Consider the following 16,302-nt stretch of genomic DNA (forward strand, 5'->3'; position numbering starts at 1 on the left):
ATGGCGAAAGCCCCGATTCTCGCGTGGACAACCCGCGCCGGGGCGCAATCGGCCGGCGTCGGACGCTTGGTCTTTGCCGCGGGCTTCGCTAGCTGTAGCCGACTGTGTTTTGCGGATTTCGCATGTTGCCCATCCATCCCGGCATCCAGCCCGACCATTGCATCCGCGCCTTCATCGAGGGCGGGGCGATCAGGCTCGCGCATCCGCCGGCAGAGGGCCAGATCCAGCCGGCCAGCCTCGATCTGCGCCTGGGCGACAAGGCCTATCGCGTCCGCGCCAGCTTCCTGCCGGGGCCGGAGCGCACGGTCGAAAGCCGGCTCGAACAGCTCGCTCTGCACGAGATCGACCTGACGCGCGGCGCGGTGCTCGAAACCGGCTGCGTCTACATCGCGGAGCTGATGGAAGGGCTGAACCTGCCGCAGGGTCTGCGTGCCGCCGCCAATCCCAAGAGCTCCACGGGCCGTCTCGACGTCTTCACCCGTGTCATCACCGACCGCGCCCGCGAGTTCGATCTCGTCGAGGATGGCTATGAGGGCCCGCTCTTCATCGAGATCTCGCCGCGCACCTTCCCCGTGCTGGTGCGCTCCGGCTCGCGCCTCTCGCAGATCCGTTTCCGCGCCGGTGAGACGAAGCTCGACGATCGCGCGCTCGGCGAACTGCATGAGCGCGAAACGCTGGTCACCGCCGCCACGCCCTCCTTCCAGGGCGGAGTCGCCGTCAGCGTCGATCTGGCGGGCTTCGACGGGCTGATCGGCTATCGCGGCAAGCACCACACCGCCCTGATCGATGTCGACCGCGTCGGCGCCTACAAGGCCTCCGAATTCTGGGAGCCGATCCCGTCGGATGGCTCCCGCGCGATGATCCTCGATCCAGGCCAGTTCTACATCCTGGCCTCGAAAGAGGCTGTCCATGTCCCGCCGGACTACGCCGCCGAAATGACGCCGTTTGACGCGCTGGTCGGCGAGTTCCGGGTCCATTACGCCGGCTTCTTCGACCCCGGCTTCGGCCACAGCGCGGCCGGCGGCCAGGGCGCGCGCGCCGTGCTCGAGGTGCGCTCGCGCGACGTGCCCTTCATCATCGAGGACGGCCAGATCGTCGGCCGGCTGGTCTATGAGGCGATGGCGAGCCGCCCCGCCGCGCTCTATGGCGCCGGGCTGAAATCGAACTATCAGGGCCAGGCCCTCAAGCTCTCGAAGCATTTCCACGACTGAACCCGCGCCGGCCGGGATAGTCCGGGCCCTGCGCGATTCCCGGATGACACCCGCCGTGCAAGCCGCTATGAACACGCTGCTCCGGTGTCGCGCGATATGCCGAACCAGACGCATGCGGGCGTAGTTCAGTGGTAGAACGTCAGCTTCCCAAGCTGAATGTCGTCGGTTCGATCCCGATCGCCCGCTCCAAAACCTTCCGACAGGCGAGAGACACTGGAACCGGCCCCAGCGTCGCCGCGCCGTTCAGCCGCCGCGCTCGGCAATCGCCGTGCCCGCCGCCCAGCCCGACGACCAGGCCCATTGGAAGTTGTAGCCGCCGAGCCAGCCGGTGACGTCGACGACTTCGCCGATGAAATAGAGCCCGTCGACCGCCCGGGCCGCCATCGTCTTCGAGTTCAGGCCATCGGTGTCGACGCCGCCGAGCGTGACCTCCGCGGTGCGGTAGCCTTCCGAGCCGATGGGATGCACGTCAAAACCGTGGATCGTCGCGGCGATCGCGGCCAGCCGCTTGTCGCCGGCATCGCCGATCGGCCCGGTCCAGCCATGGCTTTCGGCGAGGAAGGCCGCCAGGCGCTTGGGCAGGATTTCGCCGAGCGCGTTGGGCAGGCTCCGGCGGCCGTTCTCCTGCCTTGAGGCCCGCAGGGCGGCGAAGAGGTCGCGCCCCGGCAACAGCGCGACCCTAACCGGCTGCGTCTCCCGCCAATAGGATGAGATCTGCAGGATGGCGGGGCCCGACAAGCCCCGATGCGTGAACAGCAACGCCTCGTCGAAGCTCGCCTTGCCGCAGGACACGCGCGCCTCGGCCGCGATGCCGGCGAGCTCGCGAAACGAGGCGAGGACATCTTCGCCGAAGGTCAGCGGCACCAGAGCGGGCCGTGTCTCCGTCACCGCCAGACCGAACTGGCCGGCAATCTGGTAGCCGATCCCCGAGGCGCCCATTTTGGGGATGGATTTGCCGCCCGACGCCACCACGACGTACCGGCAGCGGATGTTAGCCGCCCCCTCGCCGCCGAGCATGACGGCAAAGCCGTCATCGATCCGCGCAAGGCTCTCCAGCGTGGTCGAAAGGCGCAGCTCGCAGCCCGCGCGGGCCATTTCGCCCGTCAGCATTGCGATGATGTCTTTGGCCGAATGGTCGCAGAACAGCTGTCCGAGCGTCTTCTCGTGATAGGCGATGCCGTGTTTCTCGACCAGCGCGACGAAATCCTGCGGCGTGTAGCGACCGAGCGCTGATTTGGCGAAATGCGGGTTGTTCGAAAGGAAGTTCCGGGCGCTGGTGCCGGTGTTGGTGAAGTTGCAGCGCCCGCCCCCGGAGATGCGGATCTTTTCGCCCGGCGCCCTGGCGTGATCGACGACCAGCACCCGCCCGCCGCGCGAGGCGGCATGGATCGCGCACATCATCCCCGCCGCGCCGGCGCCCAAGATGACAGTGTCGAAGATCTGGATCGCCATGGAATGCGGGCGCCTTTGACGGCCCTGAGGGCCATGCTGCAGCATGCGGATGGATCACACGCGGCCTGAGCATCCGGGTAGAGTATCCACTGCCGTCCTTCAACAGAAGACGGTCGCGGGATCGGCTTTGGCCAATACGGCAGGGCTGGCGGTCCACCAACGGCTCTTCAAACCTGCCAAACAACGAAAAACCTCCGGGGCGGACCCCGGAGGTTTTCTTGTCGACCGCGTGACGGACGTCAGATGATCGTCGTGGTCGAGGCCGTCGAGCCCTTGTACGGTTCGGCCTTCTCGTCGAAGCGCGACCAGCCTTCCTGACGGTACTGCGCCAGACGCGTATCACGATCGATCGGCGTGGCGCCGTCCATGATCGCTTCGGCGGTCGCTGCATGGGCGTCTGTGGCCTTCACCGAAACGACGGTACCGCCGCGACGGACGGTTTCGGCATAGTAGTGCGCGTCCTCCTCGCTGACGCCGGCATTGGTGAAGGAGCCGACGAGGCCGCCTGCAGCCGCTCCGGCGACGGCGCCCGCAGCCGTGGCTGCAAGCCAACCGGCGGCAACGACCGGGCCGACGCCCGGGATCGCCAGCATGCCGAGACCGGCAAGCAGGCCGGCCGCGCCACCGATTCCGGCGCCGATCCCGGCGCCCTCGGCTGCATTGCTGTCCTTGGCGCGCTCGTCATGGCCGACGACGCTGATATCGTCGGCGGCGATGCCGGCGACTTCGAGCTTCTCGATGACGGCGGCAGCAGTATCGTAGCTGTCGTAGGAGCGGGTGATGGTGCGGGTCATGGTGATCTCCAGAATGATCGAGCAGGAATCAGGTCAGTTGCGGACGATGTTGCCGCGGTAATCGACCGAGACATTCACCGTGGCCCCGGTATGGGTCGCCTGGCCGCGCCAGATGCCGTTGTCGTCCTTCTTCAGACCCATGACGTTGGAATAGCCATTGGCCTCGAGGCGGCTCTTGGCCTGGCCTTCGGTGAAGCTGTTGGCACCCGGAAGCGGCGCGTTCTTGTCGGCTTCAGCGTTGGGCGCAGGGGTCGGCGCGGTCGTTGCGGTCTGCGCCAACGCACCAAACGAGGTCGCGGTCACGATCATCGTGGCGAGAAGCAGCTTCTTCATGGTCAATCTCCAAGACATGCGGCGTTACATGCGGCGTTCGCCGCTGATGCCCTGAAAACGGCCATCTGCTCAAAACTGTTCCACAAATAAACCGGGTCTGGCGGGGGGAACCGGGCAGCCGCTTCGATGTTTGGCGACCAAGGGCCCGCCCTCGGGCCCCAATTGGAGAAAACCCATGGCAACCACCCCCAAGCCGCTCGACGAGCTGTTCCACGACATGCTCAAGGACGTCTATTACGCTGAAAAGCAGATCCTGAAGGCCCTTCCGAAAATGGCGAAGGTCGCGAACTCCCCTGAGCTGAAGAAGGCTTTCGAGGCGCATAAGGGCGAGACCGAAGCTCAGATCGAACGCCTGAGCGACGTGTTCGAGCTGATCGGCAAGGCACCGCGCGGTAAGACCTGCGACGCGATCCTCGGCATCCTCGAAGAGGGCAAGGCCGTGATGGAGGATTACGCCGACAGCCCCGCGCTCGATGCCGGTCTCGTCGCCTCCGCGCAGGCCGTCGAGCATTACGAGATGGCGCGCTACGGCACGCTGAAGGCCTGGGCGACGCAGCTCGGCCACAAGGATGCGGTCAAGCTCCTCGACGAAACGCTCGCCGAAGAGACCGCGACCGACAAGGCGCTGACCAAGCTGGGCGGGCCGGCCAATTCGGCCGCCGTGGCCAAGGCGGCCTGAGACAAGGCCTTATGAGCGCGTCTGGCGGCGTCAGTCGCCGCAGATGAGAAAAGGCCCGCCGCGCCTCACGCGACGGGCCTTTTTGCATGGCGGGCTTGCCTGCGGCACGGATACCGCTTCCGGCAAGGCCAGGCTGGCGCTATGGTCGCAGCCAAGATGAACCCTGTCGATGATCTCAGCACGATGGAGCCCGGCGCAGGCGCGGAGCAGGCGCCTCCGTCGCGGCTTGGCATCGCCTTGTTGATCGGCGGTGCTCTGACGCTGGTGCTGGCGGGGTTGCTGCTCTGGTGGCGCGAGGGCGACCGTCTCTTCACCGACGGCCTCATCGCCGCCATCGTCGCCTGTTTTTGAACAACGCGTCGCCGTTTCGGTCTGATCCGGGACGCAATCAGGATCCATCCTTTCAGTGAACCGCCGTCTCGTCCTCCCCCTCGTCGTCTTCATCGTCGGCGCGCTCGCGCTGGCTGCCGCCGCCATCCTGACGTTTGCGCCCAGCCGTACATCGCAATCGGGCACCGCTAGCGTCGGTGGTCCGTTCGCGCTGACCGCGCAGGATGGCAGGACGCTGACCGACAAGGACCTTCAGGGCGCGCCCTTCCTTGTCTTCTTCGGCTTCACCCATTGTCCCGATATCTGCCCGACCAAGCTGTTTGAGATTTCCGAAGTGCTGCGCGCCGCCGGCCCCAAGGGCGAGACGCTGAAGGCACTGTTCGTCACCGTCGATCCGGAGCGCGACACGGCGGAGGTCATGAAGAGCTATCTTGGCTCCTTTGATCCGCGCATCGTCGGGCTCAGCGGCGATCGCTCCTCCATCGATGCGATGATCAAGGCCTATCGCGCCTATTCGCGCAAAGTACCGCTGAAGGACGACGACTACACCATGGACCACACGGCCCTGGTCTATCTCATGGGCAAGGACGGCCGCTTCATCGGCGCCTTCAACATCGACCAGCCCCCGGCTCAGGCGGCGCAGGAATGGCTGCGTCATCTCTGACGGGACGACCCCGGCCGGGCGGTGCGCGCCGGCGGGCGAGCCCATGGGCCGTCTTGTTCCAGGTGAACCGGTTCGCATGGTAATCGCGCACCGCCATCCAGGCCGCGATGCAGACGAGGCCGTAATAGAGCGGCAGCAGAGGTAGCAGCAGCAAGAGCCGCGGCATGCCGCGGCGCAGCGCCCCGAGCGCCGGCGGCAGAAACAGCGCGATTGTCCCAAACATCCAGACGGTCACGGCCAGGGTCGAGGTCAGGCTGCCGAGCGCGCCCGTAGGCACCAGCAGCGAGCCGTCGCGCCAGGCGAGGAACGCGGCAATCGCGAAAGCGGGATAGGCCAGCGCCGTGACCACCGTGCCCAGACACAAAGACAGGAAGGCAAGTGCCGCTGGCCATCCGGCTTCGCGAAACAGCGTCACAGGCGCTCGCGAATGGGTCACCAGCGTCTGAAGATAGCCCTTGATCCAGCGTGAGCGCTGTTTCAGCCAGGCCTGCAAGGTCATCGGCGCCTCTTCGCGCGTCTCGGAGCGCAGGTCGCCCATGCGATAGCCGGCCCGCGCCAGCCGCAAGCCCAGATCGGCATCCTCGGTGACGTTCCAGGCATCCCAGCCGCCGATCGCCCGCAGGGCCTGCGTGCGGAAATGGTTCGAGGTTCCGCCCAGCATGATCGGCAGGCCCGACCGCAGCAGGCCGGGATTGATCACCTCGAACAGCCCGGCATATTCCAGCGCAAACAGCGCCGGCAGCAGCCCCTCATCGGCATGGTCGATCACGAGCCTGGCCTGCAGGCATGCGAGGTCCGCCGGTGCCTGGAGGAAGCGCGCCGCCGCCATGCGCAGCTGCTGGGGATCGGGAATATCCTCGGCATCGTAAATCGTGAACAAGCTGCCGCGCGCTTCCAGCAGGGCGAGGTTGAGCGCCCGGGGCTTGGTTCGCGGCAGGCCCGGCGGCACGATCGTGACACCGATATGGGCCGGCAGGGCGATTTGCCCCAGCGCATCCCGCATGCCGGTGTCGTCGGCTTCGATCAGGAGCCGGATATCGAGTTTTGCAGGGGGATAATCGAGCGCGACCAGCGCGCTCAGCACCTGCCGCAGCACCGTCTCCTCGCGGTGAAGCGGCACGGCGATGCTGTAGACCGGCAGCCTTGCGTCATCGGTTCGCCAGCGATACCGCCGCCAGAGATCGGGCGCCGGCGGCTCGATCGTGGCAGCCAGCCGGAGCAGGATCAGGCCGAGGAACACGGGCCCCAGCAGCAGCGCGATGGTGAAGAAGGTCTCGAACGGCGACAGCACGCTGCCCGTGGCCGTGGCTGCCGCGCCAAGCCCGACCGCGATGCGCTGGCCGCGACTGGCGCCGGTGCGGGCACTGTCGCGCGCCAGCCCGGCCTCGTCCAGATTGGCGGCCCGTTTCGCCAGATCCGCGCCATTGGCCTCACGCAAGGCCTCGGCGAAGCGCCGCAGCGACATGACGGCGATGTCACCGCGATCGCGCGGTCCGGCTTCGAGCATCCGCCGCAGGGCAGGCCCCGTCGGCGCCAGGACGAACCGAAAGCGTCCGGCCGCCTCGGCCGCGACCGGTGCGATGCCGCCGCGCAGGATCGCATCATGCACGCCGCCCGGTCTCAGGGCGATGGTGCCGGCCTGGAAGGGCAGCCCCAGTTCGGCGGCCAGCGCGCGGTAGAATATCTCTTCGTCGATCAGCCCGAGCGTGAACACCTCCCGCGCCGGGTCGGTCCCGTAGCGGGCCGCGCGTCTGGCCGCCATGGCAAGATCGGACGGTGCCACGCCATGGCGTGCGAGAAAAGCGATCTCGACCGGCAGGCCGGCTGTGGCCTCCGAACGGTCTTCAAAACGCCCCTCGCAACCGCTGCCCCCCACCGGCCCGGCCCCGCCCACGCAAACGCCACCGCCCTGCCTGCAGGGCGGAACAACTCATGGTTGCCGCTTTGGCATGGGGAGTCGAGGGGCGCCTTCAGGTTTTCGCGGCGCAGCCGCGAATCCGTTCACATCCCGCCGAGAATTTCGGCAACCTGCGGGATGTCCTTATCGCCGCGCCCGCACAGATTCATCACCATCAGATGATCCTTCGGCAAAGTCGGCGCCAGTTCGATCACCTTGGCCAGCGCATGGGCGGGCTCGAGCGCCGGGATGATGCCCTCGAGCTTCGAGCAGAGCTGGAAGGCGTCGAGCGCCTCCTGGTCGGTCGCGGAGATATAGCTGACGCGGCCGCTGTCATGCAGCCAGGCATGTTCGGGGCCGATGCCGGGGTAATCGAGTCCGGCCGAGATCGAATGTGCATCCTTGATCTGCCCATCATCGTCCATCAGCAGATAGGTCCGGTTGCCATGCAGCACGCCGGGCCGACCGCCGGTCAGCGAGGCCGCATGCTGGGCGGTCGAGAGCCCATGGCCGGCCGCTTCCACGCCCCACATCTTCACCGACGGGTCGTCGAGGAAGGGGTGGAACAGCCCGATCGCGTTCGAGCCGCCGCCGATCGCGGCGATCAGCGAATCCGGCAGGCGCCCTTCGGCCTCCTGCATCTGCTCGCGGGTCTCGTTGCCGATCACCGACTGGAAGTCGCGCACCATGGCGGGGTAGGGGTGCGGGCCCGCCGCCGTGCCGATGCAGTAGAAGGTCGTGTCGACATTGGTGACCCAGTCGCGCAGCGCCTCGTTCATCGCATCCTTGAGCGTCTTGGTGCCCGACTGCACGGGCACGACGCTGGCGCCCAGAATTTTCATCCGGAAGACGTTGCTGGCCTGCCGCGCGACGTCGACGGCGCCCATATAGACGATGCATTCCAGCCCGAAGCGCGCGCACAGCGTCGCGGTGGCGACGCCGTGCTGGCCGGCCCCGGTCTCGGCGATGATGCGCTTCTTGCCCATGCGCCGCGCCAGCAAAATCTGGCCGAGCACGTTGTTCACCTTGTGCGCGCCGGTGTGGTTGAGCTCGTCGCGCTTGAAATAGATCTTCGCGCCGCCCGATAGGCCGGAGGCCGTCGCTACGTCGCGCAAGTGGTCGGTCATGCGCTCGGCGAAATACAGCGGCGAGGGCCGGCCGACATAGTGCTTCAGGTAATTGGCCATGTCGGCCTGGAAGCCGGGATCGACCTTCGCCGCTTCATAGGCCTGCTCCAGCGAGAGCACGAGCGGCATCAGCGTCTCGGCGACGAAGCGCCCGCCGAACAGGCCGAAGCGGCCGTTCTCGTCGGGGCCGGAGCGGTAGGTGTTGGGGGTCTGGGGCGCGTTCATGTCCGGCCTGCCTCTTCATGCATGGTCTGCGCGGCGGCGCGAGCCGCCACGACGAAATCGGTGATCCGCCCGGCATCCTTGCGGCCCGGCGCGCTTTCGACGCCCGACGAGACATCGACGCCTGACGGACGGGCGATGCGGATGGCCTCTGCCACATTGGCGCGATCGAGGCCGCCCGATAGCATGAAGCCGATGGCCGGGTCGAGTTGCGCCAGCAGCGTCCAGTCGAACGGCCTGCCATGCCCGCCGGGATATGCCGCGTCCTGCGGCGGCTTGGCATCGAGAAGGATGCGGTCCGCCACGCCGAGATAGGGCGTGATCGCGGTGAGATCTTGCTCGCCGGCGATGCCGATCGCCTTCATCGCGCGCAAACCCGTCGCCGCCTTGATGGCGCCGACCTGCGTGGGCGTCTCCCGCCCATGCAGCTGCAGCCAGTCGGGCCTGAGCCCGGCGACGAGATCGCGGATCTCGCCGATGTCGCGATCGACGATCAGCGCGACGATCTCGGCCCGGCCGCGCGCCATGGCGGCGAGTTCGGCGGCTTGCGCTTCCGAGACGAAACGCGGGCTCTTGGGGTGAAAGACCAGTCCGATCATCTCGACGCCGGCATCGAGCGCGGCGCGCAGCGTCTCGGGTGTCGACAACCCGCAGATCTTGATGGCGAAGGGCGAAACGGAAGCATCCATCGCGCAGCCCTAGCACAACCGGCCATCCCGCCGCACTTGCGACATGATGGCAGACGAAGCAATGCTGAGGTCCAGCGCCAGCAGACACGGCCTGAAGGCGGGACCACGGCAGGGGCACGTCGATTCGATTGTTCGGCAGAGGGCGGCGGGGTTTCACCATCCTGGCGGGGTTGCTGGCGATGTCCGGCATCACCGCGGCCATTTTCTATGTCGCCAGCCAGCCCAAGACGCTTCGCTTGGCCGTCGGACCGCTCGGCTCCGAGGATGCCCGCATGGCGGCGGGCTTCGTCCAGGGCCTGAACCGCGAAAAATCCCAGATCCGCCTGCGGCTGATCCTCACCGAGGGGTCCGAGGAAAGCGCCCGGAAGATCGATGCCGGCGAGGCCGAACTCGCCATCCTGCGCCCCGACATCGCCCTGCCCGGCAAGGCGGACACGGCGTTGATCACGCGCCGGTCCTTCCCGTTCCTGATCACCGACAAGGAAAGCGGCATCGGCCGCATCGCTGATCTGCGCGGCCGCCGCGTCGGCGTGGTCCGCAATCCGGCCGGCAATCTCGCCCTGCTGAAGCTCGTTCTCTCACAATACGAGGTCCGGCCCGACGAACTGACGATCGTCGGCTTGACGCCAGACGAGATCGTCCCGGCGGCGAAGGAGCGGCGCATCGATGCCTTCTTCACCGTCAACGCCGTCGGCGCGCGCGCCGGCGGCGATGGTGCGGGGCGCCTGCGCTCGGCCTGGGGCGAGGACCCTGTCCTGATCCCGATCCGCGAGGCCGATGCGCTCGCCGCCCGCATCCGCACGATCGAAACCGGCGAGATCGTCCGGGGCGCGCTTGGAGGCGATCCGCCGCGACCGTCCGAAAATCTTCCGACGATCGCCATCACCTCGCGCCTGATGGCCTCTCAGGACCTTGACGAGGACGTCGTCGGCAACCTCGTCAGTGCGCTTCTGGCGCTGCGGGTGACGCTGGCCGCCGAACTGCCGCAGATCCAGGGGCTGGAAACCCCGGCAACCGACAAGGACGCGCCGCTGCCGGTCCATGCCGGCGCCGCGGCCTTCATCGATGGCGAGCAGAAGACCTTTTTCGAACGCTATGGCGACTGGTTTTATCTCGGCGTGATGGGGCTTTCGCTGTTTGGCACCGGCGCGGCCGGCCTGCTGGGGCGCGAGAGCGCCGCAAGGCGAAGGCAGGCAATGCTGGGGCTAGACCGCCTGCTGGCGCTCCTGCCGAAGATCCGCGGCGCAACAGATATCGACATGCTCGACCGCTATCGCGGGGAAGCCGATGCGATCCTGCTCGAGGTTCTCAGCGATTTCGGGCAAGGCAACCTCGATTCCTCGGCCATCGCCGCCTATCGGCTGGTGTTCGATCAGGTCAGCCGTGCGGTGGTCGAGGGCAAGATAAGGGCCGCTGCCGTCCAGATCTGACGTTAGCACGGCGATAGGCAGGCCAGTTGGCCGCCTTCCGAAGTGACGGACCAGGCCGGCAAAGCCGCTCCGAGCCCGCACGCGATTCACCCTGCGCCGGGCAGACGGGCCGTTCGTGGTTGCCCAAACGCCCTTCACAGTCTATGTGCAGCGCAGCGAATTCCAGTTTCCTCGTGAACGGGCTGCGCCGGCAGGGCTATGATCCTCGCCGGCTTGTGGCCATGACAAAGGCCCTTCCCGCATGTCCATGCGCAATATCGCCATCATCGCCCACGTCGACCATGGCAAGACCACGCTCGTCGACAAGCTCCTGCAGCAGTCGGGCACCTACCGCGACAACCAGCGCGTCATCGAGCGCGTGATGGATTCCAACGAGCTCGAGAAGGAGCGCGGCATCACCATTCTCGCCAAGGCGACCTCGGTCGTCTGGAAGGATGTCCGCATCAACATCGTCGACACCCCGGGCCACGCCGATTTCGGCGGCGAGGTCGAGCGCATCCTGAACATGGTCGATTCGGCCATCGTGCTGGTCGATGCCGCCGAGGGCCCGATGCCCCAGACCAAGTTCGTGGTGTCGAAGGCCCTCAAGCTCGGCCTGCGTCCGATCGTGGCGATCAACAAGGTCGACAAGCCCGACGCCCGCGTCACCGAAGTCATCAACGAGGTGTTCGACCTCTTTGCCGCGCTTGACGCCAATGACGAGCAGCTCGACTTCCCGATCCTCTACGGTTCGGGCAAGCAGGGCTGGATGGCGCATGACCCCGCTGGTCCGCAGGACCAGGGCCTCGCCCCGATGTACGACCTGATCCTCAGCCATGTGCCCGAGCCGCGCATCGAGGAAGGCCCGTTCCGCATGCTCGGCACGCTGCTCGAGGCCAACCCCTATCTCGGCCGCATCATCACCGGCCGCGTCGTCTCCGGTTCGGCCAAGCCCAATCAGCAGATCAAGGTTCTGTCGGGCGATGGCACGCTGGTCGAGAGCGGCCGCATCACCAAGATCCTCGCCTTCCGTGGCCTGGAGCGCACGCCGATCGACGAGGCCATCCCCGGCGACATCGTCTCCATCGCCGGTCTGGTGAAGGGCTCGGTCGCCGACACCTTCTGCGACCCGTCGGTCGAGACCCCGATCAAGGCCCAGCCGATCGATCCGCCGACCGTCTCGATGACCTTCATGGTCAATGATTCGCCCCTGGCCGGCACCGAGGGCGACAAGGTCACCACCCGCGTCATCCGGGACCGCCTGTTCAAGGAGGCCGAGGGCAATGTCGCGCTGAAGATCGAGGAATCGACCGACAAGGATTCCTACATCGTCTCGGGCCGCGGCGAATTGCAGCTCGCCATCCTGATCGAGCAGATGCGCCGCGAGGGCTTCGAGCTCGGCGTCTCGCGTCCGCGTGTCGTGCTGCGGCGCGACGAGAAGGGCGATCTGCTGGAGCCGATCGAGGAGGTCATCATCGACGTCGACGAGGAGCATTCGGGCGTCGTCGTGCAGAAGATGTCCGAGCGCAAGGCCGACATGCTGGAGATGCGTCCCTCGGGCGGCAACCGCCTGCGTCTCGTCTTCCACGCCCCGACGCGCGGCCTGATCGGCTATCAGGGCGAACTGCTCACCGACACGCGCGGCACCGCGATCATGAACCGGCTGTTCCATGCCTATCTCCCCTACAAGGGCGAAATCGGCGGGCGCCGCAACGGCGTGTTGATCGCGATGGAGACCGGCGAGGCCGTGGCCTATGCGCTATGGAACCTGGAAGATCGCGGCCCGATGATGATCGAGCCCGGCTGGAAGGTTTATCAGGGCATGATCGTTGGCGAGCACACCCGCGAAAACGATCTCGAGGTGAACGTGCTCAAGGGCAAGAAGCTCACCAACATCCGCACCACCTCGAAGGACGAGGCGGTGCGCCTGACCCCGCCGATCCGCATGACGCTGGAGCGTTCGCTGGCCTGGATCGATGATGACGAGCTGGTCGAGGTCACGCCGAAGTCGATCCGCCTGCGCAAGGGCGTGCTCGACCCCAACGAGCGCAAGCGCTCGTCGAAGATGAAGCAGGATGTGGCCTGAGCGGTTTTTGCCGGCAGATCTAGACAAGAAGGGCGGGCCGCGAGGCTCGCCCTTTTTTTGTTGCGGCCGTTCGCGGGTCGCTGCCTGTCGCTCAGTGGCTCATCAGCATCGGCAGGGTGCCGTCGCGCAGCAGCGACTGCGTCACGCCCCCGAGCAGCCATTCGCGCAGACGTGAATGCTTGTAGGCACCGCAGACGATGAAATCCGCCCCGAAGGCTTTCGCTGCCTGTGCGATCTCGCTCGCCACGTCGGGCTGGGTGAGCGCGACGTTGCGGACCGTGACCTTGATGCCGTGCCGCGAAAGATGCGGGGCGAGATCGGTGCCGCCGAGGCTGCTGGAGAGGTCCTTCTCGCCGCTGACGGTCAGGATCTCGACCTCGTCGGCCTCGCTGAGGAAGGGCATCGCATCGCCCACCGCGCGTGCCGCCGAGGCGCCGCCATCCCAGGCGATTAGGATGCGCTTGGCCGAAAACTGCTCGCAGCCGGGCGGAACGATGAGGACGGGCCGCCCGCTGTCGAACAGTGCGGCCTCGATCAGCCCCCGGTCACGCTGAACGGGGTCCTTCTCCAGATCGAGAATGCTGACATCGTGGACGCGCGCGAAGGCGAGCAGCTGGTCGCAGAGATTGGCGTAGATCAGCGAGGGCGTTTCGATCGTGCAGGTCACGCCGGCGAGATCGGCACGGCCGCGCGCCTTTTCCGCGAAAGCGTCCGCGAGTTCGGTGATCCGCCGGTTCTCGCGGTTGATCAGCTCGGCGCCGAACGCGCCGACCAGGGAGCCGGGCACGCCATAGCGCATCGAGGCAGCCTGCAGGGTCAGATGCGCGGCCGCCTGCTGCGACAGCGACATGGCATAGGCGACGGCCGAGCTGTGCTCCCCGCGCCCTTCTTCCGTGAAGGCGACGAAAACACTCTTGATCGATTCGAGCATGGCAGATCTCCAAGCTGTTTCTTGTGATCCGCACTGTGCCCCGAATGCGCGGCCGCCATCTTGCGCTGGATCAAGCAATCGAACGGCGAACGATGGGAGAGTGGCGCTGCGGAGTTCGACCGAAGGAATGGCACCATGCTTCAACGCATCACGCTTCATTTGGGGCGCACGGCCTCTCACCCCGAAGGCGACAGCCGGGACGGCTACGAGATCACGGCGCCGCTCGACGCCGACGGACGGCTCGTCGTCGAGGAATGGCGCGAGGCGCGCGACCGTTGCCGCGTCCGCCGTTTCCGGACGGGTGCGCCCGACCAGCATGGCTGGTTGCTGCACCGGGCCGGCGGCGAGGGCGGCGCGAACTGGGGCATCGATTATGACGACGCCTCCAGCGACGATGACGAGGTCGGCTACAAGCTCGACCGTCACCGCTTCATGATCGGCGAATACGTCTCGATCCGCGAGCAGGACGACGATTTCCTGCCCTATCGCGTCGTCGCCATCCACCCCCTGGGCAAGCCGGTCGCGGCAGTCCTGTCCTGACCGCAGCCCTGTCCTGACAGCTGGAGCTTCTCTGTGGAGACGATGGCCATGCCTCTGAGTCAATCCGCCGCCCAGCCCCTGGGTTTCGGCACGCTTCTCGTGCCGGTCCACCTCGGCGCTGGCGCCGAGGTGACGATCCGCTTCGCCGCCTGTCTGGCCAAGGCTTTGTCCTGCCGGCTGGTGGGCCTGGGCGCCGACCAGATCGATCTGCCCTATTACGGCGACAGCAGCGGCATGGTTGACGCGCTGCTGATCGAGAATGCCCGCAGCGCCCTGGCTGAGGATCTGGCCAGGGCCGAAGCCTTGTTCCGCCAGGCCGCGCAAGGCGTCGCGCTCGATTGGCGCAGCGCGGAGGAGCAGCCGCGCCAGTTCGTGCTGACCCAGGCGCGGGCCGCCGATCTGGTCGTGATGGCCCGCCAGGGGCCCGATGACGAGGGCCTTGGCCGGATGGGCGTCGCGCCCGCCGACATTGTCATGGAGCTCGGTCGCCCGATGCTGCTGGTGCCGCCAGGGGTCGCCGGCCTGACCGCCCGCAGCGTGGTCGTGGCCTGGAAGGATACGCGCGAGGCGCGCCGCGCCGTTCAGGATGCCCTGCCTTTCCTGATCCGCGCCGAAATGGTCAGCGTGCTGTCGGTCGGCGTCGATCCGGCTGACGATGGCGCGCAGGATGTCTGCGGCTATCTCGCGCAATTCGGCATTTCCGCGCGCCCTGTCCTGCGTCCCAAAGGCGGCCGGAATGTCGTCGACGAGATCACGGCGCTGGTGCGGCAGGAGGGGGCCGATCTCATCGTCGCCGGGGCCTATGGTCACAGCCGCCTGCGCGAACGGATCTTCGGCGGCGTCACGCAGGATCTGATCGGGAGCACCCCGGTCTGCTGCCTGATGTCGCATTAGGACATCGCCGGCCTGCGTCTGCTGCAGCGGCGCCGGTCGGCTCGGCGCTTGCCCGGGCTGCGCCGCTCTGGTCCTGTGCGTGCTTCGGCAGAAGGACCCTCCCATGCAATTCCGCAGTCTCGGCCGCTCCGGCCTGCGCGTTTCGCTCGTCGGCCTCGGGTGCAACAATTTCGGTGGGCGCATCGATGACGCCGCCGCCGCCAAGGTCATCGACGCCGCGATCGACCATGGCATCACGCTGTTCGACACCGCCGACATCTATGGCGAGAAGGCCGGCTCGGAGCGTGCGCTCGGGCAACTGCTCGGGGCGCGCCGCAAGGACATCGTGCTGGCGTCGAAATTCGGCATGAAGATGTTCCATGGCGGGCAGGGCGGCTCGCGCCGCTACATCATCAGCGCCGTCGAGGAATCGCTGACGCGGTTGAAGTCCGACTGGATCGACCTCTACCAATTCCACACCCCCGACCCGCTGACCCCGATCGACGAGACGCTGCGCGCTCTCGAAGACATCGTGACCCAGGGCAAGGTCCGCTACACCGGCTGCTCCAACATGCCGGCCTGGCAGGTCGCCGACGCGCAATGGACCGCGCGCGATCTGGGTCTCAGCGGTTTTGCCTCGGCGCAGGACGAGTACAGCCTGCTCAAGCGTGGCGCCGAGAAGGATCTGATCCCCGCGCTGGCGCATTACGGGCTGGGCCTTCTGCCGTATTTCCCGCTCGCCAATGGCGCCCTCACGGGCAAATACAAGCGCAATGCCCCGATGCCCGAGGGCGCGCGCCTGACCAAGCTGCCCGAACGCGCCGGCCAGATCTTCAGCGACGCGAACTGGACGAAGATCGAGGCGCTGAGCGATTTCTGCGAGGCGCGCGGCAAGACCCTGGTCGAATTGGCATTCTCCTGGCTCGCGGCGCAGCCGGTCGTCTCCAGCGTCATCGCCGGCGCGACAAAGCCCGCGCAGATCGCCGCCAATGTGAAGGCGGCCGACTGGGCGCTGACGGCGGAAGACCTCGCCGAAATCGATCAGATCACGGCATAGCCGAAGGG

General features: G+C 66.9%; 16 protein-coding genes and 1 tRNA gene. 10 read left to right on the top strand and 7 right to left on the bottom strand.

The features are described 5' to 3' along the window. Positions 1-122 precede the first annotated feature (122 nt). Both IP69_RS09760 and IP69_RS09765 read left to right on the top strand, forming a co-directional pair. Positions 123-1,211 carry a 2'-deoxycytidine 5'-triphosphate deaminase gene (locus tag IP69_RS09760; RefSeq protein WP_054142630.1) on the top strand — a complete coding sequence of 363 codons (1,089 nt, stop codon included), beginning with the start codon at positions 123-125 and terminating at the stop codon, positions 1,209-1,211. 114 nt (positions 1,212-1,325) lie between these two features. Then, a tRNA-Gly gene (locus IP69_RS09765) sits at positions 1,326-1,400 on the top strand. Positions 1,401-1,454: 54 nt separating this feature from the next. On the opposite strand, the gene IP69_RS09770 is transcribed toward IP69_RS09765, so the two are convergent. The 3 genes from IP69_RS09770 to IP69_RS09780 all read right to left on the bottom strand — a co-directional run bounded on the left by IP69_RS09770 (position 1,455) and on the right by IP69_RS09780 (position 3,790). Next, positions 1,455-2,663, bottom strand: a complete 1,209-nt coding sequence (locus IP69_RS09770; protein WP_197279791.1) for an NAD(P)/FAD-dependent oxidoreductase — start codon at positions 2,661-2,663, stop codon at positions 1,455-1,457. 239 nt (positions 2,664-2,902) lie between these two features. After that, positions 2,903-3,457: a general stress protein gene (locus tag IP69_RS09775; protein WP_054142631.1), complete on the bottom strand. Its 555-nt coding sequence runs from the start codon at positions 3,455-3,457 to the stop codon at positions 2,903-2,905. 33 nt (positions 3,458-3,490) lie between these two features. Further along, positions 3,491-3,790, bottom strand: a complete 300-nt coding sequence (locus IP69_RS09780; protein ID WP_054142632.1) for a PepSY domain-containing protein — start codon at positions 3,788-3,790, stop codon at positions 3,491-3,493. Positions 3,791-3,965: 175 nt separating this feature from the next. Here IP69_RS09780 and IP69_RS09785 point away from each other — a divergent pair, with 175 nt between their 5' ends. From IP69_RS09785 to IP69_RS09795, 3 genes are all read left to right on the top strand, one after another. Then, the gene (locus IP69_RS09785; RefSeq protein WP_054142633.1) at positions 3,966-4,469 is read left to right on the top strand and encodes a ferritin-like domain-containing protein; all 504 of its coding nucleotides are present in this window, start codon (positions 3,966-3,968) and stop codon (positions 4,467-4,469) included. Between the two features lie 141 nt (positions 4,470-4,610). After that, positions 4,611-4,820 (top strand): hypothetical protein, encoded by a 210-nt coding sequence (locus IP69_RS09790; protein ID WP_054142634.1) that lies wholly within the window; start codon positions 4,611-4,613, stop codon positions 4,818-4,820. A gap of 46 nt (positions 4,821-4,866) precedes the next feature. Then, positions 4,867-5,463, top strand: coding sequence for an SCO family protein (locus IP69_RS09795; protein ID WP_082359195.1), 597 nt, complete (start codon positions 4,867-4,869; stop codon positions 5,461-5,463). Here the strand turns inward: IP69_RS09795 and IP69_RS09800 are convergent. The 3 genes from IP69_RS09800 to IP69_RS09810 all read right to left on the bottom strand — a co-directional run bounded on the left by IP69_RS09800 (position 5,408) and on the right by IP69_RS09810 (position 9,398). Beyond that, positions 5,408-7,225 (bottom strand): glycosyltransferase, encoded by a 1,818-nt coding sequence (locus tag IP69_RS09800; protein WP_156323381.1) that lies wholly within the window; start codon positions 7,223-7,225, stop codon positions 5,408-5,410. The two genes, IP69_RS09795 and IP69_RS09800, sit on opposite strands and share 56 nt — an antisense overlap. 239 nt (positions 7,226-7,464) lie before the next feature. After that, positions 7,465-8,712, bottom strand: coding sequence for a tryptophan synthase subunit beta (gene trpB / locus IP69_RS09805; RefSeq protein ID WP_054142637.1), 1,248 nt, complete (start codon positions 8,710-8,712; stop codon positions 7,465-7,467). Continuing rightward, complete coding sequence (locus tag IP69_RS09810) at positions 8,709-9,398, bottom strand: phosphoribosylanthranilate isomerase (RefSeq protein ID WP_054142638.1); 690 nt, start codon at positions 9,396-9,398, stop codon at positions 8,709-8,711. The genes trpB and IP69_RS09810 overlap by 4 nt, the downstream gene beginning before the upstream one ends. Before the next feature lie 179 nt (positions 9,399-9,577). Between IP69_RS09810 and IP69_RS09815 the strand changes: the two genes are divergently transcribed. Both IP69_RS09815 and typA read left to right on the top strand, forming a co-directional pair. After that, positions 9,578-10,828 (top strand): TAXI family TRAP transporter solute-binding subunit, encoded by a 1,251-nt coding sequence (locus IP69_RS09815; RefSeq protein ID WP_156323382.1) that lies wholly within the window; start codon positions 9,578-9,580, stop codon positions 10,826-10,828. A 241-nt stretch (positions 10,829-11,069) separates the two neighbouring features. Further along, on the top strand, positions 11,070-12,893 hold the full coding sequence (gene typA, locus IP69_RS09820) for a translational GTPase TypA (RefSeq protein WP_054142640.1): 1,824 nt from the start codon (positions 11,070-11,072) through the stop codon (positions 12,891-12,893). 91 nt (positions 12,894-12,984) lie between these two features. Here the strand turns inward: typA and IP69_RS09825 are convergent, their stop codons facing one another. After that, complete coding sequence (locus IP69_RS09825) at positions 12,985-13,824, bottom strand: universal stress protein (protein WP_054142641.1); 840 nt, start codon at positions 13,822-13,824, stop codon at positions 12,985-12,987. 135 nt (positions 13,825-13,959) lie between these two features. Between IP69_RS09825 and IP69_RS09830 the strand changes: the two genes are divergently transcribed. The 3 genes from IP69_RS09830 to IP69_RS09840 all read left to right on the top strand — a co-directional run bounded on the left by IP69_RS09830 (position 13,960) and on the right by IP69_RS09840 (position 16,294). After that, positions 13,960-14,364, top strand: a complete 405-nt coding sequence (locus IP69_RS09830; protein WP_054142642.1) for a hypothetical protein — start codon at positions 13,960-13,962, stop codon at positions 14,362-14,364. 48 nt (positions 14,365-14,412) lie between these two features. Continuing rightward, on the top strand, positions 14,413-15,258 hold the full coding sequence (locus tag IP69_RS09835; RefSeq protein ID WP_054142643.1) for a universal stress protein: 846 nt from the start codon (positions 14,413-14,415) through the stop codon (positions 15,256-15,258). A gap of 103 nt (positions 15,259-15,361) precedes the next feature. Next, positions 15,362-16,294: an aldo/keto reductase gene (locus IP69_RS09840; protein ID WP_054142644.1), complete on the top strand. Its 933-nt coding sequence runs from the start codon at positions 15,362-15,364 to the stop codon at positions 16,292-16,294. The last annotated feature ends 8 nt before the right edge of the window (positions 16,295-16,302 follow it).

This window comes from Allobosea sp. AAP35 (assembly GCF_001295925.1).
GTDB lineage: Bacteria > Pseudomonadota > Alphaproteobacteria > Rhizobiales > Beijerinckiaceae > Allobosea.

Bases quoted from the DNA above. Each gene is read 5' to 3' on its own strand.
- IP69_RS09760 (WP_054142630.1), top strand. From the start codon at position 123: ATGTTGCCCATCCATCCCGGCATCCAGCCCGACCATTGCATCCGCGCC.
- IP69_RS09770 (WP_197279791.1), bottom strand. From the start codon at position 2,663: ATGGCGATCCAGATCTTCGACACTGTCATCTTGGGCGCCGGCGCGGCG.
- IP69_RS09775 (WP_054142631.1), bottom strand. From the start codon at position 3,457: ATGACCCGCACCATCACCCGCTCCTACGACAGCTACGATACTGCTGCC.
- IP69_RS09780 (WP_054142632.1), bottom strand. From the start codon at position 3,790: ATGAAGAAGCTGCTTCTCGCCACGATGATCGTGACCGCGACCTCGTTT.
- IP69_RS09785 (WP_054142633.1), top strand. From the start codon at position 3,966: ATGGCAACCACCCCCAAGCCGCTCGACGAGCTGTTCCACGACATGCTC.
- IP69_RS09790 (WP_054142634.1), top strand. From the start codon at position 4,611: ATGGTCGCAGCCAAGATGAACCCTGTCGATGATCTCAGCACGATGGAG.
- IP69_RS09800 (WP_156323381.1), bottom strand. From the start codon at position 7,225: ATGGCGGCCAGACGCGCGGCCCGCTACGGGACCGACCCGGCGCGGGAG.
- trpB (WP_054142637.1), bottom strand. From the start codon at position 8,712: ATGAACGCGCCCCAGACCCCCAACACCTACCGCTCCGGCCCCGACGAG.
- IP69_RS09810 (WP_054142638.1), bottom strand. From the start codon at position 9,398: ATGGATGCTTCCGTTTCGCCCTTCGCCATCAAGATCTGCGGGTTGTCG.
- IP69_RS09815 (WP_156323382.1), top strand. From the start codon at position 9,578: ATGTCCGGCATCACCGCGGCCATTTTCTATGTCGCCAGCCAGCCCAAG.
- typA (WP_054142640.1), top strand. From the start codon at position 11,070: ATGTCCATGCGCAATATCGCCATCATCGCCCACGTCGACCATGGCAAG.
- IP69_RS09825 (WP_054142641.1), bottom strand. From the start codon at position 13,824: ATGCTCGAATCGATCAAGAGTGTTTTCGTCGCCTTCACGGAAGAAGGG.
- IP69_RS09830 (WP_054142642.1), top strand. From the start codon at position 13,960: ATGCTTCAACGCATCACGCTTCATTTGGGGCGCACGGCCTCTCACCCC.
- IP69_RS09835 (WP_054142643.1), top strand. From the start codon at position 14,413: ATGCCTCTGAGTCAATCCGCCGCCCAGCCCCTGGGTTTCGGCACGCTT.
- IP69_RS09840 (WP_054142644.1), top strand. From the start codon at position 15,362: ATGCAATTCCGCAGTCTCGGCCGCTCCGGCCTGCGCGTTTCGCTCGTC.